The 25,927-nt window shown below is 39.8% G+C and carries 27 protein-coding genes; 1 reads left to right on the plus strand and 26 read right to left on the minus strand.

Annotation, left to right across the window (positions count from 1 at the left end; translation table 11 throughout):
- Positions 1-23 precede the first annotated feature (23 nt).
- From alr to prlC, 20 genes are all read right to left on the minus strand, one after another.
- Positions 24-1,103 (minus strand): alanine racemase, encoded by a 1,080-nt coding sequence (gene alr, locus AAEU29_RS16615; protein ID WP_421974345.1) that lies wholly within the window; start codon positions 1,101-1,103, stop codon positions 24-26.
- Entirely contained in the window at positions 1,103-2,482 is a 1,380-nt protein-coding gene (dnaB, locus tag AAEU29_RS16620; RefSeq protein WP_421974346.1) for a replicative DNA helicase, read from the minus strand. Before dnaB ends, alr begins: the two co-directional genes overlap by 1 nt.
- A gap of 94 nt (positions 2,483-2,576) precedes the next feature.
- A complete protein-coding gene (locus tag AAEU29_RS16625) occupies positions 2,577-3,518 on the minus strand; it encodes a DUF4097 family beta strand repeat-containing protein (RefSeq protein WP_421974347.1) in 942 nt (313 codons plus the stop codon).
- An 11-nt stretch (positions 3,519-3,529) separates the two neighbouring features.
- On the minus strand, positions 3,530-4,018 hold the full coding sequence (locus tag AAEU29_RS16630; protein ID WP_421974348.1) for a hypothetical protein: 489 nt from the start codon (positions 4,016-4,018) through the stop codon (positions 3,530-3,532).
- Positions 4,005-4,574, minus strand: a complete 570-nt coding sequence (locus AAEU29_RS16635; RefSeq protein ID WP_421974349.1) for an RNA polymerase sigma factor — start codon at positions 4,572-4,574, stop codon at positions 4,005-4,007. Before AAEU29_RS16635 ends, AAEU29_RS16630 begins: the two co-directional genes overlap by 14 nt.
- Positions 4,575-4,713: 139 nt before the next feature.
- Positions 4,714-6,462 carry a DUF7305 domain-containing protein gene (locus AAEU29_RS16640; protein ID WP_421974350.1) on the minus strand — a complete coding sequence of 583 codons (1,749 nt, stop codon included), beginning with the start codon at positions 6,460-6,462 and terminating at the stop codon, positions 4,714-4,716.
- Positions 6,462-6,980, minus strand: a complete 519-nt coding sequence (locus tag AAEU29_RS16645) for a prepilin-type N-terminal cleavage/methylation domain-containing protein (RefSeq protein WP_421974351.1) — start codon at positions 6,978-6,980, stop codon at positions 6,462-6,464. The genes AAEU29_RS16640 and AAEU29_RS16645 overlap by 1 nt, the downstream gene beginning before the upstream one ends.
- A 2-nt stretch (positions 6,981-6,982) precedes the next feature.
- Positions 6,983-7,390, minus strand: a complete 408-nt coding sequence (locus AAEU29_RS16650) for a type IV pilus modification PilV family protein (RefSeq protein ID WP_105170419.1) — start codon at positions 7,388-7,390, stop codon at positions 6,983-6,985.
- Positions 7,390-7,818 (minus strand): GspH/FimT family pseudopilin, encoded by a 429-nt coding sequence (locus AAEU29_RS16655; RefSeq protein WP_421974352.1) that lies wholly within the window; start codon positions 7,816-7,818, stop codon positions 7,390-7,392. Before AAEU29_RS16655 ends, AAEU29_RS16650 begins: the two co-directional genes overlap by 1 nt.
- 2 nt (positions 7,819-7,820) lie before the next feature.
- Complete coding sequence (locus tag AAEU29_RS16660) at positions 7,821-8,210, minus strand: type IV pilin protein (RefSeq protein ID WP_421974353.1); 390 nt, start codon at positions 8,208-8,210, stop codon at positions 7,821-7,823.
- A 213-nt stretch (positions 8,211-8,423) separates the two neighbouring features.
- Positions 8,424-8,876: a 50S ribosomal protein L9 gene (rplI, locus tag AAEU29_RS16665; protein WP_372770114.1), complete on the minus strand. Its 453-nt coding sequence runs from the start codon at positions 8,874-8,876 to the stop codon at positions 8,424-8,426.
- A 36-nt stretch (positions 8,877-8,912) separates the two neighbouring features.
- A complete protein-coding gene (gene rpsR, locus AAEU29_RS16670; protein WP_010561953.1) occupies positions 8,913-9,140 on the minus strand; it encodes a 30S ribosomal protein S18 in 228 nt (75 codons plus the stop codon).
- Positions 9,115-9,462 carry a primosomal replication protein N gene (gene priB / locus AAEU29_RS16675; RefSeq protein WP_421974354.1) on the minus strand — a complete coding sequence of 116 codons (348 nt, stop codon included), beginning with the start codon at positions 9,460-9,462 and terminating at the stop codon, positions 9,115-9,117. Before priB ends, rpsR begins: the two co-directional genes overlap by 26 nt.
- A 17-nt stretch (positions 9,463-9,479) precedes the next feature.
- Positions 9,480-9,821 (minus strand): 30S ribosomal protein S6, encoded by a 342-nt coding sequence (gene rpsF / locus AAEU29_RS16680; RefSeq protein ID WP_421974355.1) that lies wholly within the window; start codon positions 9,819-9,821, stop codon positions 9,480-9,482.
- Positions 9,822-10,030: 209 nt separating this feature from the next.
- On the minus strand, positions 10,031-10,555 hold the full coding sequence (ftnA, locus tag AAEU29_RS16685) for a non-heme ferritin (protein ID WP_372769492.1): 525 nt from the start codon (positions 10,553-10,555) through the stop codon (positions 10,031-10,033).
- Positions 10,556-10,691: 136 nt separating this feature from the next.
- Positions 10,692-11,165 (minus strand): peroxiredoxin, encoded by a 474-nt coding sequence (locus AAEU29_RS16690; protein ID WP_421974356.1) that lies wholly within the window; start codon positions 11,163-11,165, stop codon positions 10,692-10,694.
- Positions 11,166-11,195: 30 nt separating this feature from the next.
- Positions 11,196-13,103 (minus strand): methyl-accepting chemotaxis protein, encoded by a 1,908-nt coding sequence (locus AAEU29_RS16695; protein WP_421974357.1) that lies wholly within the window; start codon positions 13,101-13,103, stop codon positions 11,196-11,198.
- A 46-nt stretch (positions 13,104-13,149) separates the two neighbouring features.
- Entirely contained in the window at positions 13,150-13,926 is a 777-nt protein-coding gene (locus AAEU29_RS16700; protein WP_421974358.1) for a class I SAM-dependent methyltransferase, read from the minus strand.
- A gap of 81 nt (positions 13,927-14,007) precedes the next feature.
- Positions 14,008-15,213: a response regulator gene (locus AAEU29_RS16705; RefSeq protein WP_421974359.1), complete on the minus strand. Its 1,206-nt coding sequence runs from the start codon at positions 15,211-15,213 to the stop codon at positions 14,008-14,010.
- A 371-nt stretch (positions 15,214-15,584) separates the two neighbouring features.
- Positions 15,585-17,621, minus strand: a complete 2,037-nt coding sequence (prlC, locus tag AAEU29_RS16710) for an oligopeptidase A (RefSeq protein ID WP_421974360.1) — start codon at positions 17,619-17,621, stop codon at positions 15,585-15,587.
- Between the two features lie 137 nt (positions 17,622-17,758).
- Here prlC and gorA point away from each other — a divergent pair, with 137 nt between their 5' ends.
- The gene (gene gorA / locus AAEU29_RS16715) at positions 17,759-19,117 is read left to right on the plus strand and encodes a glutathione-disulfide reductase (RefSeq protein WP_421974361.1); all 1,359 of its coding nucleotides are present in this window, start codon (positions 17,759-17,761) and stop codon (positions 19,115-19,117) included.
- A gap of 218 nt (positions 19,118-19,335) precedes the next feature.
- On the opposite strand, the gene AAEU29_RS16720 is transcribed toward gorA, so the two are convergent.
- The 6 genes from AAEU29_RS16720 to AAEU29_RS16745 are packed head-to-tail and all read right to left on the minus strand — an operon-like array spanning position 19,336 to position 25,792.
- Positions 19,336-20,022 carry a response regulator transcription factor gene (locus tag AAEU29_RS16720; protein ID WP_421974362.1) on the minus strand — a complete coding sequence of 229 codons (687 nt, stop codon included), beginning with the start codon at positions 20,020-20,022 and terminating at the stop codon, positions 19,336-19,338.
- A gap of 11 nt (positions 20,023-20,033) precedes the next feature.
- Complete coding sequence (locus AAEU29_RS16725) at positions 20,034-21,431, minus strand: hypothetical protein (RefSeq protein WP_421974363.1); 1,398 nt, start codon at positions 21,429-21,431, stop codon at positions 20,034-20,036.
- Entirely contained in the window at positions 21,418-21,801 is a 384-nt protein-coding gene (locus tag AAEU29_RS16730) for a hypothetical protein (protein WP_421974364.1), read from the minus strand. Before AAEU29_RS16730 ends, AAEU29_RS16725 begins: the two co-directional genes overlap by 14 nt.
- On the minus strand, positions 21,798-23,351 hold the full coding sequence (locus AAEU29_RS16735; protein ID WP_421974365.1) for a sensor histidine kinase: 1,554 nt from the start codon (positions 23,349-23,351) through the stop codon (positions 21,798-21,800). Before AAEU29_RS16735 ends, AAEU29_RS16730 begins: the two co-directional genes overlap by 4 nt.
- Before the next feature lie 45 nt (positions 23,352-23,396).
- On the minus strand, positions 23,397-23,783 hold the full coding sequence (locus AAEU29_RS16740) for a hypothetical protein (protein ID WP_421974366.1): 387 nt from the start codon (positions 23,781-23,783) through the stop codon (positions 23,397-23,399).
- Positions 23,784-23,830: 47 nt separating this feature from the next.
- The gene (locus AAEU29_RS16745; RefSeq protein WP_421974367.1) at positions 23,831-25,792 is read right to left on the minus strand and encodes a serine protease; all 1,962 of its coding nucleotides are present in this window, start codon (positions 25,790-25,792) and stop codon (positions 23,831-23,833) included.
- Positions 25,793-25,927: the final 135 nt, after the last annotated feature.

Raw genomic sequence — 25,927 nt, forward strand, 5'->3', positions numbered from 1 at the left:
TCTCCTTTATTTGTAAAGAGCGTTTATTCTTGAATATACTTATATTCTACGCGCGGAGTAATATTACAAAGTAGTTCGTAGGGGATCGTAGTCGCAAATTGTGCAATTTCTTCAACGGGTAAATTTGGTCCCCAAAGCTCAACTTCATCACCAAGTACAACCGAATCGTCATCACCTAACTCAACCGTGATCATATCCATAGAAACGCGCCCAACAATTGAAAAGCGCTTTCCATTAATAATTACTGGCGTGCCATTGGGTGCATGTCTTGGATAACCATCACCATAACCCATTGCTATCACACCAATGCGGGTATCACTGGCTGCTCGCCAAGCGCTACCATAACCCACAGTTTCACCCGCTTTAACATTGCGGATTGCAATAATGCTCGATGTTAAGCGCATCACGGCATTAAGTTGGTGATCTTTACCGATTGCCCCTAGCATAGGGGATACACCATAAAGCATAAGCCCTGGTCTTACCCAATCACAGTGACTATTTGGCCAACCTACTATGCCTGCAGAATTAGCTAAACAAAGTTCATTATCTGAACTAGTGATACTTTGGAAAAATTGCGCCATTTGCTCGTTGGTTTTACTGTTTTCAGTATCATCGGCACAGGCAAAGTGTGTCATTAACTTAATATTTGGCGCAACATTTTCGCAAGCATCTAATCGCGAATAAAAGTCACTACATAAACTTGGTTCAATACCTAGTCGGTGCATTCCCGTATCAAGTTTTAGCCACACGGTGATTGGACTAATAAGCGCCGTGTTTTCAAGCATAGAAAGCTGCGCTTCATCATGTACAACAATATGAAAATTGCTGGTTGCAGCAATGGCCAAATCTTCTGAACGAAACACACCTTCGAGTAACACTATAGGCTTTATTACACCGCCCGCGCGTAATGCCAATGCTTCATCAATGCGTGCTACCGCAAATGCATCGGCATCTGCAAGATGCTGCGCTATTGTTACTAAGCCATGGCCATACGCATTAGCTTTTAAAACCGCCATAATGCGAGCATTTGGTGCAAGCTGTTTTACACGCGTAAGGTTACGATTAAGCGCTGTTAGATTAATTTCGGCACATGCTAATCGCATTAATAGTCATCGTCCACAGCAGGTCCCGCATAATTATCAAAGCGCGAGAATTGACCTTGGAAAGTTAAGCGTACTTTACCAATTGGACCATTACGTTGTTTACCGATAATGATTTCTGCCACACCTTTATCTGTCGAATCTTCGTTGTACACTTCGTCACGGTAGATAAACATAATTAAGTCGGCATCCTGCTCGATAGAGCCTGATTCACGTAAGTCAGAGTTAATTGGGCGTTTATCGGCTCGTTGCTCTAGCGTACGGTTAAGCTGAGAAAGCGCGATTACAGGGCATTCGAGCTCTTTTGCTAACGCTTTAAGTGAGCGAGAAATTTCTGCAATTTCCAAAGTACGATTATCTTGTAAACTCGGAACACGCATAAGCTGCAGGTAATCCACCATAATCATGCTGATACCGCCGTTATCTCGCGCAATACGGCGTGCACGTGAACGCAATTCAGTAGGCGTTAGGCCAGATGAATCATCCACATACATTTTACCTTTTTCGATAAGCAAGCCCATGGTCGATGAAAGACGCGCCCAGTCATCGTCGTCAAGTTGACCAGTACGTACTTTTGTTTGGTTAATTCGACCGAGGGATGCCAACATCCTCATCATAATTTGTTCTGAAGGCATCTCTAACGAGAAGATAAGCACTGGCTTATCTTGGGTCATTGCCGCATGCTCAGCAAGGTTCATTGCAAAGGTGGTTTTACCCATTGACGGACGTGCAGCAACAATAATGAGGTCAGACGGCTGCATACCTGCTGTCATTTTATCTAAGTCGGTATAACCTGTACTTACCCCAGTTACACCATCTTGTGGTGATTGGTATAACTCTTCAATCTTATCAATGGTTTTTTCTAGAATGTTATGAATATTCTGCGGACCATCTGAGCTTTTAGTACGTTGCTCAGCAATTTTAAAAACTTTGGTTTCAGCTAAATCAAGTAAATCGTGGCTATCGCGCCCTTCAGGGTTATAACCTGCATCTGCGATTTCGTTGGCAACATGGATCATTTCACGTACAACTGCGCGCTCGCGCACAATTTCAGCATACGCGTTAATGTTGGCAGCACTTGGAGTGTTTTTGGCTATTTCACCTAAATACGCAAAACCACCAATCGAATCAAGTTCGTTGGTTTTTTCTAATGTTTCAGAAATCGTAATTAAATCGATAGGCTGACCGCTTTCAACCAGCTTTTCCATTGCTTGGAAAATCAACTTGTGGGTGCGGGTATAAAAATCTTGTGCAACAACACGTTCTGCTACACGGTCCCATGCTTCATTATCCAGCATCAGTCCGCCTAAAACGGATTGTTCCGCTTCAATGGAGTGCGGAGGAACTTTTAAGGTATCTAACTGTTTATCTGCTTTAGCCATGATTAGATTTAACTCGAAGTGAATCTAGCTATTCTAACCAGAACCAATAAAAAAACCCAGCGTTGGGCTGGGCTTTATTGTCGATAAGCGGTGTTTAGTTATATTTCAGCTCAATGCGACCATTAACGGTATCAATTTCAATATCAACATCGCCGCCTTTAAGTTGAAACTCTAATGCACTTGATGGACCATACTTTGCTTTTTTAGGTTTATCCTTCGATAAGCCATTGCGAATTTTACCACCCGCATGCGCATTAATTTCGATTGCAGCTGAGAGATCTTGCGGTAGCTTTAACACAATGTCGCCATTTACGCTTTCCGCTTGAATATTGGCACCACTGGTGAGTGCTTCCATTGACACTTCAACTTCACCACCTACGGTTGTGATATCAAGATTTTTGATGGTCTCAGCATTGATTTCAACATCACCATTAACGGTTTCAATGCGCACATCTTGGCTCTTAGTAGTGCTTTTTAAATCACCGTTAACAGCTTCAAAGCGAATTTCACCTTGTGAGTTTGTGTCATTCACATCACCATTAACGGTTTCAATATGAATACGCCCATTTAAATTAGCGGATTTAATATCACCATTTACTGTATCTAAACTGATGCGGCCTTCAACATCTTGAATATCAATATCCCCGTTTACGGTATCAAGTACAATACCTGAACTTAGCGCAGCAATATCCATGTCGGCATTTACACTTTCAATGTTAACCAAATTATTTTTTGGTACATAAATAGTCAGGTTTGACCCTTTGCTATTTTTATTCTCATAACGGTGTGGCATTTCAACAACAAACTCTGTGCGACCACCGCTTTTATTACGGAAGATATACCCCTCAGCACGCTCATCTATGGTGCCAGACACTTGCATTTGCTGTTTATCCCAGCCTTTCAAGGTAATTTTGCCTTGATCATTTTCGATAAAAATTTTGTTGTTTTCAGGCACATCAATTGTTTTATCAACAAGTTCGCCCGCCAGTAATGAAAATGAAAGTAAGCTTGTACATGCAATGGCTAATAATTTCATAACGATTCCTCTTAAATTTGTTGCCAGCTAGGCTTGTGAACTTTATTAATTAAATCAAGTTGCTGCTGGTAAACTTGCGATAACATTCTAAGTAATGTGGCGTTTTCTGGTTCATTTTCTAATGCTAACTTAATCGCTTTTTCAGCATCTTCTAATTCCGCCAATTGCGCTTGCCAGTTGTCTGCAAGGGCTTTCTGATCACTGTATTTAACTAGTAACGCCTGTTTTTCTTGCTTAAAGGTCTGGGTCATCGCCTGTAAACCGGCTTCATACTGATTACTCTGCTGGTTAAAGAACACTTGATAACTTAGTAACCCCAAACACATACACGCTGCAAGTGCGGTTACCTGTTGCCAAACATGTGATTTTTTTTCAGTCTGTGTTGGCTGCTTAGCAATGGCGTTTTCAACACCTTGCCATAAGTCTTTCTTAGGGCTGATTTCAGTTGGCAATTGAGCAACTGCGTCATCTAACACTTGATCTAAATTAGTCTGTTTCATTACTCATCCACTCTTTTAATAAACTGCGTGCTCTATGGTATTGAGCTTTTGATGACCCCACCGCCATATTTAATTGCTCTGCAATTTCTTCATGGCGATACCCTTCAACCGCAAACAACACAAAAACCAGACGTGCTTTTTCAGGTAAGCGCACTATGTATTTATCTAACCCATTAAGGTCGTTACACATTTCGACTTCTTGCTCAGGCATACCTGCTTGCTCAAAACTCACCACTTTTTGCAACCAATTAGTTTGCTTTCGCAAATAGCTGATTGTGATATTGGCAGCAACACTGTGCAGCCAAGTCGTAAACTTTGCTTTGCCATCAAAACTCGATAGCTTTTGCCATAACTGAACAAACACTTCTTGTAGTGCTTCTTCAGCAAGGCTTTCATTTGCTGTTAAACGTAAAGTAAGAGCAAAAATGCGTTTATAGTGACGGTTGTACAAGTCATGAAATGCCTGCCTATCACCCATATTTACTTTTTCGATTAACTGCAGATCAAAGTTTGCTTCTTGTTCTTTGACAAAACGCTGCTCTGCATCAATTAACACGTCAACTTCCTTTGTGTTGTTATCTTGTTGATTACTTTATTAGACGTAAGAAGGGTTTGGAAAGGTTTAAATGAAAATTAATTTTTTTGAGAAAAAATAAAACGCCCTTTTAAAAGAGCGTTTTACATTTAATGATAAGTTATAAATAACGCCAGCCTTTGAAGACGAGCTTTGTTGCACCACAACAGGTAGAAACATTACCAATTTCACCTAACTTAGTATCGTAGTGAAAACCTCCCGCACCATCAATAGATACCGTTTTGGCACGAATTGAACCCATTGTTGAACCGCTTGCTTTTATCAACGCATCTGTTTTAGGAGCATAAATTGCAGCATAAAAATCACCTGTAGCATTTACTTTTACACCATCTTCACCTTGGTAAGATGAGTAGATTGAAAATACAGGGTTACCTGATTCAGTTATACCTTCAGTCTGAACCACACCTTTTTGAATATGAACTTTGCCTGTTACGAATAAAGTAAGGCTAGCGCCATCCTCAATTTCTAATTTTGAAGACCCACTTGTAGTCAAGGTAAAGTCACCATCTACAAATAAATAAACATCATTATTTGCAGCAATTTTTAATGCTCCACCATTAAGTAGTAGATCCTTAACTTTGAACATTGGCACGCTTTCACCAGTAGGTAATTGCTCATTTCTTGCTGATAAACTAGGAAATGATTCGCCCCAAACTGGCGCTTGTGATGGAGCTGTATATGACCTTTCATACAGCGTATAAATTGAATTTTCACTTCTCAAAGCAAGCGATTCTAAGCCAAGCTCTTTGTATTCACTCATATTGTTATCAATACCAATTGGATCACAGTTTTTTGCTGGATCTGTAGTGTCAAAGTTTTCATCAATTTCACTATCAGGCGGACGTGATGGCACTGTTGGCACATTTGGAAGTACGTTAAATGTAGAGTCGGTATATAACAAACCATCTTGATTGTACTGCGAAGGCAAAGAATTAGGAGTCGTAAGTGTTCCTCCGTACATAATATCTTTACCGTTATTCTCTCGGTTTAGCACCTCATTTAAGCGACCGCTGCCTAGCGTTAGATTTTTTTCAGCCCGAATAACACCACCTATTTGAGTTTGTGCAAGAGTAACGTCCCCGTTTGACAAAACATCTCCAGATACAGAAATATAGATAGTCTCTCCTTCAGGCATTTCATCACTTTTTCGGCCATTTTGCGGGCCTACATCAATGGTTATATTGCCATTTGCATGTACATCACCATAAACTGTTGCACCGCCAGACAATTTAATATTACCAGTTGCACTCACATCGCCCCAAACACTGGCGCCACCACTCAACGTCACATGACTATCTTGATGAATAGTAGTAGTTGCTGATGCAGGGATCGATGTTTCACGAGAATATGCCCCTAAACTGGAGTTATAGGCATCTATTCGACCACCCGCGGTAGATGTAACGCCTTCACAACCAATTAAACCAGAAGAAAAAGCAGACGCAGCACCTTTATTTACCAGTTCAAAAAGTGCAACTGTATTGTTTGCACCTTCAAAGCGCTTACCGTCACTGCTTAACTCCAACAAGCCGTCACTGTTAACACCTAACTGAGCAGCATAAGACATATTATCGGTTTCTGCACTGCCAGTAATATAAGGATTTTCACCTAAGGTATCGTTTATTAATTCCGCAATGGTTGCATCTGGATTTTTACTCAATTCTTCAATTACACGTTTATGTGTCTCAAAAATCCCTTTCTCAGACACTAAACGGGCATTCATTTTCTTTTGATAGTTACCCGTTAAACGTTCTTGAATAAAGTTATCACGCAATGAACTCAATACGATAATGCTCGTCATTGTGGTTAATATCATTACAGAAAGTAAGGTAAAACCATTTTGCTTATTCATTAATTCAATGCCTCTTCTAGTATTTTGCCGCTAAGAGCAATATCTATTCGAAATCCATTTGCCAGCATATCCACATTTAAATTCTCTGGTATTAATGTGATCTCTACCAAATTACCATTTATGCGATAACTAATATCTTGTAGGCCAGTTAATAAAACTTGTTCATCGGCAGCATTTACCTGGCAGCGTAATTGACTATCAATCAAAGTAAAGGTCTCGATAAAAGGCACTGCTGGCTTAGTACTATTGCATGCGGTCGCACCTGAAGTTGCTTGCTCAACTACAATGGTATTTGCATTAGGAATTGTGGGTATCGTTTTAGTTTGCTTTAAACTTCGGGTAAATACTTCCGAGCTATACCTTAAAACTTCTTGCGCGTTTTCAAGCTCTTTCGAAGTGTCGACTGATTGGCTAATAGCGATATACACATAGGAAATACCAGCCATCAAAAAACTACTTACCGCTAAAGCTACCATCAACTCAACAAGCGTAAACCCATTTTTTACATATTTAATCATTGCTAGCAACTCCCAGAAATATCAGGAAAACTAGCTTCAATTTCGACGCGATTTGCTAAATTATTATCATTGATTCGCTTGTCAGACCAACTCACGCCAACGCGAAAAAAATCGCTGTTGAAGTTATTCTCAAAATCAATTGTATATTTGTTAAATTGAGCATCAGGAGTTACATCAGCAAATGCAACATTGCCCTTTTGTAAATCGCATAAGTTCGCCCACGTTTGCTCAACGGCATTATTTGCTTGTAGAAGTGACAACGTATAGTCAAATGAGTTAGAGGCATATTTTAGTGATTGCAATTGTCCAGCTGCCATACCTAATAAAGCAAAACTAGAAACAACCAGTGCTACCATTACCTCAACAAGCGAAAATCCGGCTTGGTTTGTATGTTTTTGTATTTTGCTCATTAACAATTCCCTTTTTCAATCTTACTTTGTCCACTGGCATATACACGGAAACAGCGATCTGTCGTATCACCATCGCGATCACTAATATCAATACTAGTGACTGGAAACTCACCCAACGGTGTGATTGTTTGCGTGGTAACACCAGATACCACGACTCCCGTTAGATCATTATCAAAAACAACAAATGTTTGATTATCAATACTTGCTAACCACTTAGAGCCTTGCGCTGTTAAGGTGACGATTTTTTCACGCTTAATCGCTTCACTTCGCGCCATTTTGAAGGTACTCATAAGCTCATTAGCCGTGCTTACTAAGCGGTCTTGTTTGATATATTGAATAAAACTTGGTGTAGCAACAGCAGATAAAATACCCACAATTCCAACCACAGTCATAACCTCAATAAGTGTAAAACCTGACTGACGTTTCATAATTATTGCCAACATGATGCTAAAGCAGCAGATGTAACACCTTGCTGATTAATAGAGAGTGAACCGCATTTATCACCAACTTGCGCCCCTTTTGGTGCAGCTGTTAATGAAAACTCGGTATCATTTTCAGGCTTATAAGTGTAGGCATAATAATCTGATGCTTTAAATGTGATATTTTGTTCATTAGGGTATCGACCTAAGCGCGTATAGTTTCGTTCCAATATGCCAGCTTGTTGCATAAGGTATTGCTGCGCTTCGGCACGACGACCATCTTTCACATAATCACCATAAGCTGGCAGTGCTACAGCTAATAAAATTCCGATAATGGTCACGGTGATCATTACTTCAATCAGAGTGAACCCTTTTATTTTTATTATATTGATAACTCGCAATTTCCAGTCCCTAATAGAAATCAAATTTGACAACGCTGTCATTATCGCGCAATGTTTATACAAATCAATACTTTTCGGTTATATGTTAATTTGTTTTTGTAAATCTGAGTAAACACCTCATGTAAAACAAGGTAATTAACTGATTAAAAAGTACGAATTTTAGGCATAAAAAAACCGAGCCTTAGCTCGGTTTTTACTAATCAAGAAACTTGATTAAGCTTCAGCGATAACAATTACTTTAATAGTAGTTGTTACTTCTGAATGAAGCTGGATAGCTACATCGAATTCACCTGTTTCACGGATAGTACCGTTAGGTAGACGAACTTCTGATTTAGCAACTTCTAGGCCTACAGCTGTGATAGCGTCAGCGATATCGCGAGTACCGATAGAGCCGAATAGCTTACCTTCGTCACCAGCTTTAGATACAAGAGTAACTTCAGCTAACGCTTCTAGTTTCTCTGCACGGGCTTGTGATGCTGCTAGTTCTTCAGCTACTTTAGCTTCTAAATCAGCACGACGTGCTTCAAAAGATTCAATGTTAGCTTTAGTTGCTGGAACTGCTTTACCTTTAGGGAAAAGGAAGTTACGTGCGTAACCTGCTTTAACAGAAACTTGGTCGCCAAGCGCACCAAGGTTACCGATTTTATCTAGTAGAATAACTTGCATGTCTCTACACCTTTTAAAAACTAGTTAAACCGCTGCTTACTTATGTAAGTCAGTGTATGGAAGAAGGGCTAAGTAGCGTGCACGCTTGATAGCTGCAGCTAGTTGACGCTGATATTTAGCGCTAGTACCTGTGATACGGCTAGGTACGATTTTGCCACTTTCTGTGATGTAGTTTTTAAGAGTAGCTAGATCTTTATAATCGATTTGTTGTACGCCTTCCGCTTTAAAGCGGCAGAACTTACGACGTCTGAAGTAACGTGCCATGAGATAAATCTCCAATAGTAATTCTTTCAATATGATGAGCATGTAACACTAACTGACTCACGCCATTTCGGCCTTCGTGACGGTTAATAAAACCGCGAACAGTAAGTTGCGTGCCCATATCAATATCTTGAGTTTGTTGTTTTAAGCTTTCGCCACTGGCAACCACTTGAATGCGAACATAACTACTACGATTAAGTCCTGCTTCCATTTGCGTAGATTTGTGTTCTAACACAAAAATACAGTGTGGTATTCCGGCTGGGCTTTGACTGAATTTAGGTTTTTTACAAACCGTGCCAGACAAAACGAACTGGTTATCAGTCATACAAGTCTCAAAAACGATTAAGCTTCTGCAGCTTCTTTCTTCTCATCTTTAGCAAGAGGAGAAGCTTCAGTTACAGCATTTTTAGTACGCATAACTAGGTTACGTAGTACTGCATCGTTGTAGCGGAAAGAAGTTTCAAGCTCGTTGATTACTTCAGTTGGTGCTTCAACGTTCATTAGAACATAGTGTGCTTTGTGAAGCTTTTCGATTGGGTAAGCCAGTTGACGACGACCCCAGTCTTCTAAACGGTGAATTTGACCACCAGCTTCAGTGATAGAACCAGTATAACGCTCGATCATACCAGGAACTTGCTCACTTTGGTCTGGGTGAACCATGAATACGATTTCGTAATGACGCATGGGTATTCCTTACGGTTAATTTAGCCTTTTGCCGTTTCGACCAGTCGGTTTAAGGCAAGGAAAACAAAGTTTAAATGGTCGAAAGAGCGCACATTTTACGCACATTAATAGCAGAGTGCAAATGGAATTTTTAAAAGAATTTAGAGAGGGTTCAGGGTTCAGGGTTCAGCAAAGTGACTGAAACCTGAACTCATAGTGCAACCTGCTAATTAGGCGCCTGGCTCCATAATCGACGAAGTGCCTTTTTTAGCAAGTTCAGCTAAGTCTTTATCAATCCAGAATAACGCTTTACCGTCTTCCCCTACTAACTCAATTTTATCTAGAATACCTTTAAACAACTTTTCTTCTTCGTGTTGCTCAGCAACATACCATTGTAAAAAGTTAAAAGTTGAATAGTCATGAGTAGTAAACGCAACATGCGTTAGTTCGTTAATTGCTTTAGTGATTTGACACTCATGCTCAAGCGTTTCACGAATTACATCACCTAATGATGCAAACTCGTGCGGTGGCGCTTCAATGGTACCTAAAATTGGCATAGCACCGGTTTCACTCACATAAGTGAACAAACGATTCATATGATCCATTTCTTCAAGTGCGTGCTTGCGTAACAACTCTGCTGCACCTTCAAATCCTTTGTCTTCGCACCATGCGCTCATTTGTAAGTAAAGGTTTGATGAATAAAACTCTAAATTGATTTGCTCGTTTAATTTTTCAACCATTGCAGGTGCTAACATAGGAACTCCACGACTTTACAGAATGTTAAAAGTCCGCATTGTAAGCGTTAAGCAGCTAATTGCAAGGCAATTAACTACTTAATTTAATTAAAGAAAAAAGTGAATATAAGGGTAATAAAAACAAGTCTTATTTGTTTCAAAGATTCGCAAGTACAGATTCAGCACTAGATACAGTAAAGGCTTTTGGTTCTTCCAACCACAATTGAGTAACGATTTGGTTTTCAACAAGCATGGCATAACGCTGTGAGCGGTAGCCACCAAAGACACCTGTTTCCATACCTAGCCCAAGAGCTTTAGTGAATGCACCATCACCATCCGCCAACATGATAATATTTTCCGCATTTGCACTGTCGCCCCAAGACTTCATTACAAATGCATCATTTACTGAAAGACAAATTACACTATCAACCCCTTTTTCTTTGAATGCATCGAAATGCACCACAAAACCTGGTAGGTGGCTTGCTGAGCAGGTCGGTGTAAATGCGCCTGGCACCGCAAATAAAACGACTTTTTTATCTGCAAATAATTCTGCTGTTGTCGGCGTGGTCATACCGTCATTAGTTAATAAGTTAAAAGTATGGTTTGGTAAACTTTGATTAACAGTAATCATATTGGCTTCTTATTTTTGAAAATGTATATCTTATTGTAGACCTAAAGAATGGCGAATTTGAACCATCTTCTGTTCTAGGTCAGTTTGAATACCCTGAACTTGATTATTTGAATCCTTTACTCGCGATTTAAGTTGCTGCATCGCATTGGAAAACGCATTCAAATAATTGCTTTGTTCTAAGGCAAAGTTACTTGCTTGGTTTGCCACTTCTGATGCTGATAACGCATTTTCAGCTACATTACTTGCGTTCTCTTTCATTTGCGTTGCTGATTCAGTTTGTTGACGCGCATTTTCTGCTAATTCAAGCATCTGCTGAGATACTTGCTGTGAACTAACACCAAGCCCATCTAATTGTTGTTTAATGCTTTGCAGTGAGTTTTGCGTTTGCTTTGCGAGTTGCCTTACTTCGTCAGCAACAACCGCAAAACCACGACCATGCTCACCTGCTCGCGCTGATTCAATCGCTGCATTTAGTGCTAATAAATTTGTTTGCTCTGCAATGGTATTAATCACCTCTAAAACAGATGCAACATCATTTACACCTTTGAGTAACTGTTCCATCGACACCATACCTAATTGAACTTGTTGTTGAGTTTCATTACTTGCAACAAGCATAGATTCAGACTGCCCCACACTGTTTTCCATAGCAGCAAACGTGAGCTCAGCATTATTCTTAACGGTGCCATTTATTTCACTCACTTGTTCACCGATTTCAGTTAATTGGCTAAGCAAGCCTTCGCTTTGTTCTACTTCCGAAATAGATTGCTCAGAAGCAGTTAACATCAGCTGTAATTGGTCACTCATACTTGCTAAGAAATCACTAACTAATTGTAAGGTTTCTGCACGCTCTTGGGCTTCTTGTTTTTGCTTTTCAATAAGTTGGTTAAAGTAGAGCGCGATTTCCCCCATTTCAGTTTTTGGGTTGTCAGTATAAATGTGCTCTAGGTTGTCATTTTCAATGAGTTTAGAAAACGCGTTACGAAGCGCTCTTACCGGTGTAAGTACCTGCTTTCGTTGTGTGAAATAAACAATTGCAGCAATCAAAAAGAGCGCAATTACTGCAACAAACAAGGTGTAAAATACTTTTTGTTCAATTTCAGCTTGCTCATCGCGTAGTTGCTTTTCTGCAGCTAAAATACTGTTTGTTAGATTTTTAATTTCACCACGCAGTGACGAAATCCCCTCTTCTCGCTCATCATTTAAGCGCTTCGTATTCTCTAGCTCTTTTGGCAAACGATTCGGTAAACTTACTAGTTCTGCTAGAATTTCTTCCCCTAAATCTTCAGCTTCTTCCCCTGTTAACATTAATTCGTCTTGGTCTACATCTGGGTCAAATACCCCAAGTAAAGGCAAACGTTCAATGTTATTTGCAATGCGCGCAAGATCTTCAAGTACTAAGCTAGTGCTTTCTAAATTATTTTCTTTTAACGCGATAGAAAGCTTCACTACCTGCGTTTGGTATGCATTAGCCAATACATAAAAGCGTTGCTGAGACGTGCTTGCTTCAGCTTTTTCTGCATACTGACTTAGCGCACTGGCGTAATCCGACATTTCATTTAATGCATGGTCAATTAACGCGTTTTTGTTACCACTTAATTTGCCTAGTGCACGGTACTTACCATCAATGCCTTGCTGTAACTGATTGAGCTGTGCTTGAAGTGTGTCTGAAATAGAGCTTGGTAAAATCGATAGTTTCTGTTCAACCGCAGAAATATTGTTTTTTGCCTGCGTTAAAAACTGATTGTCACCATAGGAAAGGTAGTCTTGCAAACTATTAGCTAAATCAACCACTATGGTGTTTTTCAATTGATTATAGGCAATGGTTTGTTGATTAAGGGTATTAATTGTCTGGCTTGCCCAATACAGTACAACTGCCAACGCAATACTAATTGAACTTAGAACAACTAATAATAATCGGGTAAAACTTGAAACGCGCATAGGGCACTCTTAATCCATAAAATTGCCCTTGAATTATATGACTTTATTATGACACTTTTGTTTCAGTCATCGCTGCGTTTACATAGACATCAAATCGATTTTTCTTGGTTTTAATTTGCATCGATGGTGTTTTATCTGCCAAAAATGGGGCGTAATCAGGGCGTTTTACAACAACTCGCTTACTTGCAAGAGCTATAGCTGGAGCAAGCAATTCATCAGCATCTAAATCTGAACCTACAAGAGATTGAAACACTCGCATTTCTTTTTTAACCGCCGCAGATTTTTCACGATGAGGAAACATCGGATCTAAATAAACAACGTCAATCTCGTTTTGTGTCTCAGGCAACAATAAATGACTAGAGCCAAACGCCATCGTCATACGTTCGCTCATCCATGTACCAATTTCACTGTCTAAATAAGCGCGTTGTAAACCATCATATAAAAGCGCTGCAACGATTGGGTGACGTTCATGTAATGTAACACGGCAGCCAAGTGAGGCTAAAACAAAACCATCCCGCCCTAACCCTGCAGTGCCATCTAGTACGTGAGGTGTAATGCCTTTTCCTTTATTTAGTCCCACAGCTTTTGCAATGGCTTGACCTTTACCACCACCAAACTTGCGCCTGTGTGCTGCTGCTCCGGTGACAAAATCGACTCGAATAGCCCCTAATTTTGGCTCATCAGTTTTAGAAAGTGCTAAGCCATCTTGGTCATATTGCAAGGAAAATAAGGGATTATTTGATAACCACGTTGATAAATCAAAGCGTTTATCAAGTTGTTCAAGATACTCTTTTTGTTCGGGAATACTGTTAGCAATTAACACTCTAAATCCATTGCTAAAAATTAAGATGAAATCATTATAGTGATTAGCAAGGTGTTTTTATACGTGAATAATACAAACTCACTAAAATAACTCGATATCATCTTGCGAGGTAATAACATTCACTTCGTCTTGCTGTTCTTGCTCTAACATTTTTAATATTTTTTGGCGCTCTTTCATGATGTGATCCATATAAGTCATCACTTCATTAAACGAGCTTTGGATCTCATCACCTACCGTTAAATGATGACGCAAACTTTCAACCGTTTGCTCAACCGAACCCAAAATATAATCTTCTTGGTCTGGCTCTAGTGCCAATCGTGGAACGGTATCACTAAAACGCTGATACAAGGTTTCTATCAATTCAACAGAGACTTTACTATTGCCATACAAGCTTTCAATTTGTGTACGCAAGGTGCTATCAATTAGTTCAAAGGTGTTTGTGATTTGCTGCGCTTGCTCTGACAACTGATTATGTAATTCGAGGGTGCCTAACTTAGCATTAGTAGCTTCTAGAATATGAGGGAACAAATCTTTGTATCGACCATAAAGCGGCGCATCATCCACAGGCATGTTTTTTACTAACAGCGATACATTGGGGTAATTAATTATGGTTCTTGCACCAAAATCGATAAACCTATTTCCCTCTTTAGCATTGAGCATAAGCTCTTTTTCAAGCGGGCATACAGCACTGTTATTCGAGAAAAATTCATTACCGCTGTCTAGCCAAAATGCGGTCACAACATTCAATTGAAGTGGTGAGAAAAATTCAAAAAAGCATTCAGATAATCGCGTCAGCGACTTTAATCCATAGGTTTGGCTAACATAGCGCATCGCTCGCCCCATATCGCTGTAGTCAGTCATTGCAACTGCTGCAGTATTTTGCGCATGCTCTATATCTTGTTTTAATGTTTGCGACTGCTTCTTGTATTGATAAAGTACATTAATACGCGCCAGCAGCTCTTCGGTTTCAAACGGCTTAACGATGTAGTCATCCGCACCTGAGTTATAGCCTTTAATGCGCTCTTCAAGAGAGCTTCTTGATGATAAAAACATAATCGGAATATCTTTAGTTTCAGTTTGCTGCTTTAACTTGCAACAAACTTCAAAACCGTTAATTCCAGGCATTTCAACATCAAGTAAAATAATATCTGGCTGCGAGTCACGGGCCATTTCAATGCCCTCTTCCCCATTGTATGCATGACTAACTTGATTATGATCCGTCAGCGTTTTTTCAATTATCTGGTGGATTAACTTATCATCGTCAATTGCAAGTACACTGGTGAGCATGCCTAAACCTATCTTATTAATTAGCTAAAATTAAGCATAGACTTAACAAAATGAAATGCATAAAAAAGCCGCTAATTTTTAGCGGCTTATTAGGGTCTGTTGACCTTTCAGTTCGTTTTTGCAGCAGTTTGATTGGGTTTTATACAAGGCAGAGGCTGCGTGGCATAGTTATTCTATGTGAGTCAGCCGATAACACAGTAGAAAGCCCAATCAAGCGCTGCCGAACGGTTCTTTTGAGCGCACTTTTCTCATTGTTGCTCGATATTCGCTTAGATTACTAGGCCACACATCGAGCGCCGCGATAAAAGCACGCTCAAAGAGAACAAAAATAGAACAGCAAAGATCAACAGACCCTAGATTCTGGTTAAATTTTATTGAATGCCACTGTGGCGTAGCAAGGCATCGACATTTGGTTCTCGCCCTCTAAATGCCACAAATAGCTCCATAGGCTCTTTAGAACCGCCCATTTCTAATACATTATTTAAGAATGATTGGCCTGTTGCTCTATTGAAAATACCTTCTTCTTCAAAACGTGAAAACGCATCAGCAGAAAGCACTTCAGCCCATTTATATGAGTAATAGCCAGCTGAATAACCACCAGCAAAAATATGACTAAAACTGTGTTGGAAACGATTAAACTCCGGCGCTTTAACAACCGACACTTGTTCACGCACTTTATTTAAAATTGCTTGAATTTCATCGCCATTTGATGGGTTGTAGTCCGCATGAATATGGAAATCAAATAATGAAAATTCTAACTGGCGAATCATCATCATTGCTGATTGATAGTTTTTAGCTGCTAGTAATTTATCGAGCAAATCTTTCGGCAGTGGTTCACCTGTTTCATAGTGACCTGAAATAAACGCCAGCGCTTCTTCTTCATAACACCAGTTTTCTAAAAATTGACTTGGTAATTCAACCGCATCCCACGCCACACCATTAATGCCCGAAACCGCGCCCACATCTACTTGCGTTAGCATATGGTGAATACCATGGCCAAACTCATGGAATAATGTGGTTACTTCGTAGTGCGTAAATAATGCAGGTTTATCACCAACCGGCTTATTGAAGTTACATACTAAATAAGCAACAGGCAATTGCACATCACCATTAGCACGCACTTTGCGGCCAATACAGTCGTCCATCCACGCACCACCGCGTTTATGATCACGCGCATATAAGTCTAAATAGAATGATCCGCGCTTTTCGCCGCTGCTATCAAAAATTTCAAAAAAGCGAACATCTTTATGCCAAGTATCAACACCTTGTACTTCTTTAAAATTAATACCAAATAGACGGTTTACAGTTTCGAACAAGCCACTTAACACTTTGTTTTCAGGGAAGTATGGGCGCAGAATTTCATCTGAAATGGCGTACTTTTCCTGTTTAAGCTTTTCACTGTAATAGGTGTAATCCCACGCTTCTAACTTGCTAATACCGTGCTTTTCGTTTGCGTAAGCTGTTAGTTCAGCAAGTTCTGCTTGCGCTTGAGGCTTTGATTTTGTTGCAAGGTCATTTAAAAAGTCGAACACTTGCTGTGGCGATTCTGCCATTTTGGTTGCCAGTGATTTATCAGCAAAGTTTTCAAAATCGAGCAATTGCGCCAGCTCATGTCTAAGCGCAAGCTCTTCGGCCATAATGGCGCTGTTATCAAACTCCCCGGCATTAGGTCCTTGATCAGACGCTCTGGTGCTAAATGCAATATAAGTTTCTTTACGCAGCTCTCGGTTATCTGCATGGGTCATCACAGGTAAATACGATGGGAAGTCGAGGGTAAATAACCAACCTTCTAATTCTTTACTTTCCGCTGTGTGTTTTGCTAGTGCAATCGCTGACTCTGGTAAACCCGCTAAATCCGCTTCGTCCGTAATGTGTTTTTGCCAAGCAAGTGTGGCATCCATCACATTATTACCAAACTTAGCAGCAAGCTCCGATAGGCGCGCAACAATCTCGCCGTATCGTTTTTGTTTTTCCTCAGGCAATGCAATGCCTGAAAGTTTGAAGTCACGCAGGCTATTGTTAATCGCTTTTTGCTGCGCCTCTGAAAGGTTTGCAAACTCATCGCTTTCGGCAATCGCTTTTGTTGCTAAAAATAACCCTTGATGTTGACCAACAAAAGTAGAGTATTCTGAGATAAGCGGTAAACACTCATCATAGGCTGCGCGCAGTTCTTCGCTATTTACTACAGAATGTATATGCGACACTGGCGACCAAAGACGCGTTAATTTATCGTCAACTTCATCCAGTGGCACAATAAAGTTATCCCAAGTATACGACTCTTGCGCTAATACTTGTTCTATCGTTTGCTTACAATCCGCAATACCCTGTTTTAATGCAGGCACAATGTGCTCAGGTTTAATTTGTGAAAATGGTGGTAACCCTTCAAGGCCAATTAATGGATTAGTCATAAAACGCTTCTTATTAATTTGTCATTGTTAATTTAGATTGGGGCAATCGATAAAAATTGCAAGTTAGGCTATTGTGTTATCGGTTAGAATACCTATATCAGATAAAACAAAGATTTAAAAAAATTAAGGAACTTCAAATGGCAAAGCATTTTGATTATATCGCTATCGGCGGTGGCAGTGGTGGTATTGCATCAGCAAACCGAGCGGCAATGCGCGGTGCAAAAGTCGCCCTAGTAGAAGCAGGCCCGCTAGGTGGTACATGTGTAAATGTTGGCTGTGTTCCTAAAAAAGTAATGTGGCATGGTGCGCAAGTTGCTGAGGCAATTAAACTTTATGCACCTGACTATGGCTTTGATGTTGAAATTAAAGAGTTTAACTGGTCTAAATTGCTTGAAAGCCGTGAAGCTTACATTGGCCGTATTCATAAAGGTTATGACAATTACTTAGCTAGCAATGGCGTAACGGTAATTCAAGGTTTTGCTAAATTTGTAGATAACAAAACCATTGAAGTAAACGGTGAGCACTACACTGCCGACCATATTCTTGTTGCTGTTGGTGGTCGCCCTAGCATTCCTAATATTCCAGGTGCTGAATACGGTATCGATTCAAACGGCTTTTTTGAATTAAAAGAGCAGCCTAAGCGCGTAGCGGTTGTAGGTGCTGGTTATATTGCAGTTGAACTTGCAGGCGTAATGCACGGTTTAGGCACTGAAACGCATTTATGCGTTCGTCGTGACACACCGCTTCGCACATTTGACCCACTCATCGTTGATACTCTTATGGAAGTGATTGAGTCAGAAGGTCCAACACTTCACACAAACGCTACGCCTAAAGAAGTTACAAAAGAATCTGACGGCTCGTTAACACTGCACTTTGAAAATGGTAACAGCGTTAATGTTGACCAAGTTATTTGGGCGATTGGCCGCCAGCCAACCACAGATAAAATCAATATCGCAGCAGCTGGTGTTGAATTAACAGAATCGGGCCATGTAAAAGTAGATGAGTTCCAAAATACCACAGCTGAAGGCGTTTACGCTGTTGGTGATATTATTGAAAATGGTATTGAGCTTACCCCTGTGGCTGTTAAAGCTGGCCGTTTATTGTCTGAGCGCTTGTTCAACCCTGAAATGCCAAATGCGAAAATGGACTACAACTTAGTACCAACCGTTGTATTTAGCCACCCTCCAATTGGCACTATTGGTTTAACTGAAACCGAGGCGCGCGAACAGTTTGGTGATGATGACATTAAAGTATATACATCAAGCTTTACTGCTATGTACACCGCAGTCACGCAGCACCGCCAACCGTGTAAAATGAAACTGGTATGCCAAGGCCCTAACGAGAAAATTGTTGGCTTGCACGGCATTGGCTTTGCTGTTGATGAAATGATCCAAGGTTTTGGTGTTGCCATGAAGATGGGTGCAACCAAAGCTGATTTTGATTCAGTTGTGGCGATTCACCCAACTGGTTCAGAAGAATTTGTGACGATGCGTTAAAAACTAAGTGGGAAGTATTCCTGACGTGATATTCCGGGTTTTCATCCCTGAAAAGCGTTCGAGAGACTGCGAAACTTTGTTTCGGTTCTCTCTCACCCAACCGGTTCAGAAGAATTTGTGACAATACGTTAGGAACTGAGTAAAAAGTCGTCCTGACGCTACTCGAAAAACAAAAAGGGTATCATTAGATACCCTTTTTACTTTCACATCAGATGAAGTTATCCAGTAAATAAATACCCTTTTGAACGCACTGTTTTTATTAAACTTGGCTGATTAGGGTCGCTTTCCAACTTACTGCGAATCGATGAAATATAAATATCCACTTGACGATTTTGGCCATCGTAATCCATTCCCCAAAGGGATTTAAAAATAAAGTCTCTGCTGATCACTTCGCCACGATGTGCAATAAGTAACAATAATAAATCATATTCAGGCGCCGCAAATTCTAACGGCTGCCCCGCTTTTTGCACTTCTCGTTTGTGTTTATTAATTGTGATATCACAAATAGAAAGGCTGTTTTCTTTACTAACTTCCACATTTACTTCCCGGCGTAATAATGCACGGCATTTTGCTAGCAATAAACGCGGCTCAATCGGCTTAGAAATATAATCGTCAGCGCCAAACTCCAAACCAAGCACTTGATCTATGGTGTCACCACGGGCAGTTAGCATCGCCACTTTACCAGTAAAAGCAGGTTTAATTTGCTGGAAGACTTGCATGCCGTCGATATCTGGCAGCATTAGATCTAATAATACCAAGTCTGGCTGCTCAGCAATAATTTGTGTAACAGCTTGCTGGCCTTCACTAATAACCTTGCAATTAAATTCAAATTGCTGGAAAAAATCCTGCGTTAAACTGGCTAACTCATGATCATCTTCAACAATTATCAGATTAAATTTTTCCATTTACTGCCACTTTAGAATTCAAAATTAACACCTAGCTTTACCCGCACAGTACTGCTGTGAACTCCCCAATAAATATCCGACGAACGCTCCCCCCAATCAGCTGAGAGAAATGCTGATAAATGCTCATTTAGCTGATAATCAAGTTTAGAACCGATGCGTAAACTTTTATCGATAGAGGCAATATCACTGTTTGCGTCAAGCCCATACATTTTCTCTATATCGCTTTGGTTATAGTCCTGCTGGAAAAAATGCACATAACCCACTGCACTTAAATCATCGGTAATTTGGTACACCAACGCTGTTTTTAAAATACCACCTTGGTAATTTAATCCATCACTGGCATCGTTGTTCTTAAACTCAAATTGTACCTTGGCTAGTAAACGATTGTTGTAAAAAAGTTTATTCCACTCCACACCAAGCGCCCACGATTTATTATCAAAGCCATAGTTAGTATATGAAAAATCACCAAACTGCACTTCTATCGTTTCAAAACTTCTATCCATATACTGACCATAAAAATGCCATTCACCACTATCAAAAAAGAAGCGATAGCCAAGCGTTATTGCACTTGATTTTATTTGCGGCTGACCACCTCGATACTGATTGCGCTGCTCAAATTGCACTGCAATTTCTTTATCGCTAGCGAGCGGCCAAACAAGCTCAGAGTCTAGTTTATAGAGCAGTTTGTCATAATCACTAAAATCAGCATTATCAATATTGCGGACCAAAAAGTTATTTTTCCAATTAACACTCTGGCCAAAGTAGTTGTACTTAATAAGTGCCGCTGATTCTATAAAGGTCGTATTTGGCTTTTCAAGAAACGGGGATAAATCGATGCCCAACTCATCTGGCATAACGATTTCACCATCGAGGCTATAAAGGTAACCTTTATCTGAAATAAAGTATTCTTTGCCATCGGGTAATACAAAATAAAAGCTATCCAGATACGGGTCATCATCTAAAAAGTAATCACCAAAACTAAAACGTACATTATCGTCATAGCCTGAAGCGATAGAGCCAACAAGCCCCCATTCATGCACAGGCTTTACTTGTTCTTTTGACTGCTGTTGATTAATTTCATTAAGTAAGAAGTCAATATTAAAACGCACATTATCTGGTAAGTTTGACACTTGTTGCAGCGCTAATAAATGTGTTTTGGCTTCTGTGAGTTTTGCCAATTGCATTTGAGTTAAGGCTAACTCAAGGCGCACGCGATGCTGCGTAGGCGTTTGCGATAATTGATAGCTTAGTAATGTTTCAGCTGCTGCCCACTCACCACGTTCGATATGATACATGGCTTGTTCAAAGACACTTTTGGCTTCACTTTGCGCGTTGACAAAACAAGGTAACAACAATTGTGAGCTTACTAAAAAACCTATAACTAACGGAATAATTCTAATAGTCTTCATTGTTTTCAATCTCTTGTTTTACTTTTTCTTCAAGTGCTCTGAGTTCCTGTTTCATTTTTTTTATGTCTTTTCGTTTTATATTTTTATTGTCAGAAACTTGCGAAGTATTCGAAACACCGCTGCTATCTTTTAATAAATTACTTTTATCAAGTTCACTGATAGCATTTTGCAACTGCCCTTTTATGCCAACACCATAGCGCTCTTGAGGTTGCAGCTTTTTATCCCAATCCCCCCAATCAATTGCTTGTTTATTTTCATCTTTAAGCGCTTTATTTTTTGGTGGTGGAGGCGTTGTTTTTTGTGTATCCGTTTGCTGGGCGAACACATTTGTAACTGCTAACAAACAGATGATGTAAAAGAGCTTCTTCATGACTCAGCACCCGCTTGATTTATTAAGGTGATACGAAAATGAGCACCTTGTGATGTTGTTATCAAGTCTATTTCACCACCATGTTGCGAGACAATTTGTTTAACAATAGCTAAGCCTAAACCATAACCAGAGGTGTTATTGCTCCGGCTTTGATCTTGCTGATAGAAGGGCTCGAAAATATAAGGTTGACTGTTTTCATCAACGCCAGGGCCGTCATCTAGTATGTCCAAAATGATTTCAGTTTCGTTGTGATTTAACAACACAATCACTTCAGACTCTGCATAGCGCGCGGCATTATTTAATAAGTTTTCAAGCATACGCGTAAACAACTGCTTGTTAACAGCAGCAATACATAAACTTTCAGCCTTGAAGTTAAACCTTATTTTTGGGAAGACAATCTTCATGCCATCCACGATTGTCATAATAAAGCTGCTGAGCTCTAACTCTTCTTTTGCGATTGTTTCACTCTCTGAGATTTTCTCATAACTCAGCAGATCACCAATCAATAAATTGAGCTGATTCATATCTGCTTTGGTTTGCTCTATTAACGTATTATCCACGCCAATTTGAATACTTAGCGCTTCTAACCTGAACTGCGCCTTGGATAAAGGGGTTCTTAAATCATGAGAAACGGCGCGAAACATTTGATGTTTTTGTTCAATCAAACGGGTAATACGCAGTGCCATTTGATCGATTTTCCAAGTTAATTGATTTATCACATCAAGGTTTTCTGGCATTTTCTGCGCTTGGATTAATTCAGGCTCAATTGCATCTACTTTGTGCTGAATAAAAGTCAGACGATTAACAATTAAGCGAATTATTAGCAAGATAAGCACTGCCAATGTAATTAAAACAGCAGCAAAACCCGACACCAATAAGCCTGTAGGGTACTGCTCAAAAACATTAATAGTGCCAAGTTTGAGTAAATCTTGCGAGTTGCCCCACGGGGCATAAACATCAAACGACAAACTGCTATCAAATTCAGTTTGCCACACGATGACCATCTCACCTCGCGCTAAACGTTCTAACTGTTCACTATCAAGCCGTTGACTGGTGTTACTAACTCGATGAACAGGGTAGTAAAATTCTTGGCTAATTGACTGAAAAATTGTCTGGCGCTGCGCTATTGGGTGTAGACCCAATTCATTCAATAATAAAAACGCGGTGCCAGTTACAAGTTGCTCACTAACACCGTTCAAGGTCATATTGAGCTGTTGATTGGCGTTAATGGGGTAGCTTATTCGATAACTACTTTGATTATCGTCACTTAATGAAATTTCAAGTTTATTTAACGCTTTTTGCTTTGCAGAAACAGACAGTGTGACATCCATTAAAGAGGCAACTAATTCAAGCCAGCGCTCTCGGTCAGCGCTATTTTTCTGTCGACTGATACCTTGTTTAATTAAGTATAAGGTGCCTGAAAGTTGCTCAGCTAAATGTTGCTGATAACGGTGCTGATTTATCTCGGAAAATACAAAATATGTTAGCAATAGCACTAGGCTAATTGCCAAAATAACCGCTCCGTATATTCGTAAGAATAAGGTTTGCAAATGTACTCCTCGTATTATCAGCAGCGTTATCTTTAAAGCTTAAGATTAGCCTCGTTTGCGTTTGGTTGGTTGATTTTCATCAATAGGGTTAAGAACCTTAATATTATCAAGTGACACGCCCATTGCAGGTAATTTAAAACTCACAGGGTACGCTCGCGGCATTGCACGGCACATATCGGTTTTAGTGCGTTTTAAAGCAAACTCATGTTTACCTTGGTGCCCTTGATAAAGTAATTCAAAATCTTCCTTGCTTGTACATCCTGTCGATTTAACAACAAACAATAACTTTTCTGAGGTCACATCAAAGCTGTAAATTTTTTCAAGATTATTGCGTTCAGTTTCCGTCATCTTGTTAGATAAAGTGGTACTGCTGCACGCTGTTGCAACTAGTGTGAATAGCAATACAAAAAAAACACTATAAATTTGTTTCATAATCATAAAGCCAGCAATAATTGCTGGCTACTCCAATCGTAATGAAATTAAACTAACTTTCTGCGAACAGCAAAAACAAGACCTGCTAATAAAGCAATAATACCTGTACTACCACTGCTGCGCTTTGGTTTTTTGTTAATCGTCACGTTAACCGTTTTACTACTTTGCGCACCATACACATCGGTAACGGTTACTTTAAACGCTAAACTTTTTGCCGTTTTATACGCTGGTGCCGTTAGATTTACTACCGCTTTAGTTGCATCGGCAATCGTGATATCTCCCGCGGTCACTTCCCATTTATAACTTAAGCTATCACCTTCAGCATCGCTGCTTTCACTCGCATCTAAAACAAACGCTTTTTCTTCTTCAACAGTAATTGCTGCTTGTTTGACTTTGCTTTCTGGCGCAGTATTTTTAAGTACTGTACTTACTTCATCAATATAAGCTTTATCATCACCATTTGGATCGATATCCGTTTCGTCTTTGCTGTAAATCATCGTGATGCGATCTACACCTTCGGTTAAGGTAATTTCTTGCGCAGTAAATTCTGTTTCTTCAATACCTGACGTTCTGATAACCACTTCATTGTTATGACGAATTGTTAAGAAGTCCCAGTCTGTTTCAGAAGATACTAAATGCTTAAAATTAAATTTTTCAATACGGTCGTTATCAATAGTCGCTAATAACACACTGTCTTGATAGTCAGTAATATCACCACTTGCAATTGCTGAGTCGCCTTGCGATGCTTTGCTTGTTTGCACTTGCCAAGCAATATCACCACCACTCCACCATTTCACATGATCATTATTGCTGCCCACAATCTCATTCATATTGCTCGATACTTGTGGCAATACTTTCGCACCATAAAAAAGCACAGCTTCTTTATTCACTGCATCATTAGTATCTAATTTTAAAATAAACCCAGCATTACCTGCTTCAGCAGTTTTTACATGTACGCTAATATCACAGCTTTGTTCAAATGCGAGCGTTTTGCCATCACATTGGTTTTGTGAAACTTCAACTAACTCAAGCCCTTGGCTGTCTTCAATAACGGCATTGGTTACCATAAAGCTGTCATTGCCAACATTTTTAATTGTAAACACAGCTTGTTCGTCAAATGTTTGCTCAACATAACCTTGGCGACTAATTTGCTTATAAGATACACCTGATTTTTTAGCTTCAACCCAATCATTGTATTTTGATACGCGCGCATATACACCTGGCGCGTTTGGCGCTGCACATCCATCACCAAAACTTACAACACCTGCCTGATACCATTCATTTTGATGTTTAAAGATTAGAGGACCACCGCTGTCACCTTGACAAGAGTCCTTACCGCCTTCAACAAAACCTGCACAAATCATATTATCTGTAATGCCTGTTTCGCCATCTTGTGTATAGTCAGTAATACATTGCTCACGGTTGTATAGCGGCACTGTGACTTCTTGTAAGATTTCAGGGTATTCTGGTGCTTCATTTCCGTTAGGATTCATATTGCCCCAGCCCATCACAATCAGCTCTGAACCATCTTTTAGATTTGCTTCCAATTCAGGAGTAATCAATTTTATTGGCGTAACACCAGTTACTTCTTCTGTTAATTCAACTATCGCAATATCATTATTAAGACCTACATCACCATAGCTTTCATGTTCATAAATTTGCGCAACAGTAAAACGCTTGCCTGATTCAGGTTTAGTCGTATCGTAGCCGCCAATCCATACATGCATATTCTCAGCTGATGAACCTTCAATACAATGCGATGCGGTTAACACATATCGACCACCAATAAATGAAGCGCCACAAAATGGTGAAATACCCTCAGCCTCAGCTGAAATAAGCGAAGTCATAAATGGGTAATTTCCTTCAACAGCAGGCTTTCCATCAATAATTCGAGGGGTATATTGTTCAAACGTTCTTAATTTCATCGCTGTGGCTTTTTGTGCAAATGCAAAAGGTGCACTCAGGACTGCAACACCAGCCATTGCTAAAGGTAAAGCAACTTTCTTCATAACATTTCCTATACTTTTCATCATATCTTGAAACGCATTAGAAACCTTTTTGCAACATGACAATATTTGAGAAATGTAGCTTTATGTAGAAATAAGTAGCCTTTTGTAGAGCGTGCTGTTTTAAAAGGCTTTTAT

This window comes from Pseudoalteromonas aquimarina, assembly GCF_049257255.1.
Taxonomy (GTDB): Bacteria; Pseudomonadota; Gammaproteobacteria; order Enterobacterales; family Alteromonadaceae; genus Pseudoalteromonas.

Coding starts and splice junctions, on each gene's coding strand:
- alr (WP_421974345.1), bottom strand. CDS start 1,103: ATGCGATTAGCATGTGCCGAAATTAATCTAACAGCGCTTAATCGTAAC.
- dnaB (WP_421974346.1), bottom strand. CDS start 2,482: ATGGCTAAAGCAGATAAACAGTTAGATACCTTAAAAGTTCCTCCGCAC.
- AAEU29_RS16625 (WP_421974347.1), bottom strand. CDS start 3,518: ATGAAATTATTAGCCATTGCATGTACAAGCTTACTTTCATTTTCATTA.
- AAEU29_RS16630 (WP_421974348.1), bottom strand. CDS start 4,018: ATGAAACAGACTAATTTAGATCAAGTGTTAGATGACGCAGTTGCTCAA.
- AAEU29_RS16640 (WP_421974350.1), bottom strand. CDS start 6,462: ATGAATAAGCAAAATGGTTTTACCTTACTTTCTGTAATGATATTAACC.
- AAEU29_RS16645 (WP_421974351.1), bottom strand. CDS start 6,980: ATGATTAAATATGTAAAAAATGGGTTTACGCTTGTTGAGTTGATGGTA.
- AAEU29_RS16650 (WP_105170419.1), bottom strand. CDS start 7,390: ATGAGCAAAATACAAAAACATACAAACCAAGCCGGATTTTCGCTTGTT.
- AAEU29_RS16655 (WP_421974352.1), bottom strand. CDS start 7,818: ATGAAACGTCAGTCAGGTTTTACACTTATTGAGGTTATGACTGTGGTT.
- rplI (WP_372770114.1), bottom strand. CDS start 8,876: ATGCAAGTTATTCTACTAGATAAAATCGGTAACCTTGGTGCGCTTGGC.
- rpsR (WP_010561953.1), bottom strand. CDS start 9,140: ATGGCACGTTACTTCAGACGTCGTAAGTTCTGCCGCTTTAAAGCGGAA.
- priB (WP_421974354.1), bottom strand. CDS start 9,462: ATGACTGATAACCAGTTCGTTTTGTCTGGCACGGTTTGTAAAAAACCT.
- rpsF (WP_421974355.1), bottom strand. CDS start 9,821: ATGCGTCATTACGAAATCGTATTCATGGTTCACCCAGACCAAAGTGAG.
- ftnA (WP_372769492.1), bottom strand. CDS start 10,555: ATGTTAGCACCTGCAATGGTTGAAAAATTAAACGAGCAAATCAATTTA.
- AAEU29_RS16690 (WP_421974356.1), bottom strand. CDS start 11,165: ATGATTACTGTTAATCAAAGTTTACCAAACCATACTTTTAACTTATTA.
- AAEU29_RS16695 (WP_421974357.1), bottom strand. CDS start 13,103: ATGCGCGTTTCAAGTTTTACCCGATTATTATTAGTTGTTCTAAGTTCA.
- AAEU29_RS16705 (WP_421974359.1), bottom strand. CDS start 15,213: ATGCTCACCAGTGTACTTGCAATTGACGATGATAAGTTAATCCACCAG.
- prlC (WP_421974360.1), bottom strand. CDS start 17,621: ATGACTAATCCATTAATTGGCCTTGAAGGGTTACCACCATTTTCACAA.
- gorA (WP_421974361.1), top strand. CDS start 17,759: ATGGCAAAGCATTTTGATTATATCGCTATCGGCGGTGGCAGTGGTGGT.
- AAEU29_RS16720 (WP_421974362.1), bottom strand. CDS start 20,022: ATGGAAAAATTTAATCTGATAATTGTTGAAGATGATCATGAGTTAGCC.
- AAEU29_RS16725 (WP_421974363.1), bottom strand. CDS start 21,431: ATGAAGACTATTAGAATTATTCCGTTAGTTATAGGTTTTTTAGTAAGC.
- AAEU29_RS16730 (WP_421974364.1), bottom strand. CDS start 21,801: ATGAAGAAGCTCTTTTACATCATCTGTTTGTTAGCAGTTACAAATGTG.
- AAEU29_RS16740 (WP_421974366.1), bottom strand. CDS start 23,783: ATGAAACAAATTTATAGTGTTTTTTTTGTATTGCTATTCACACTAGTT.
- AAEU29_RS16745 (WP_421974367.1), bottom strand. CDS start 25,792: ATGAAGAAAGTTGCTTTACCTTTAGCAATGGCTGGTGTTGCAGTCCTG.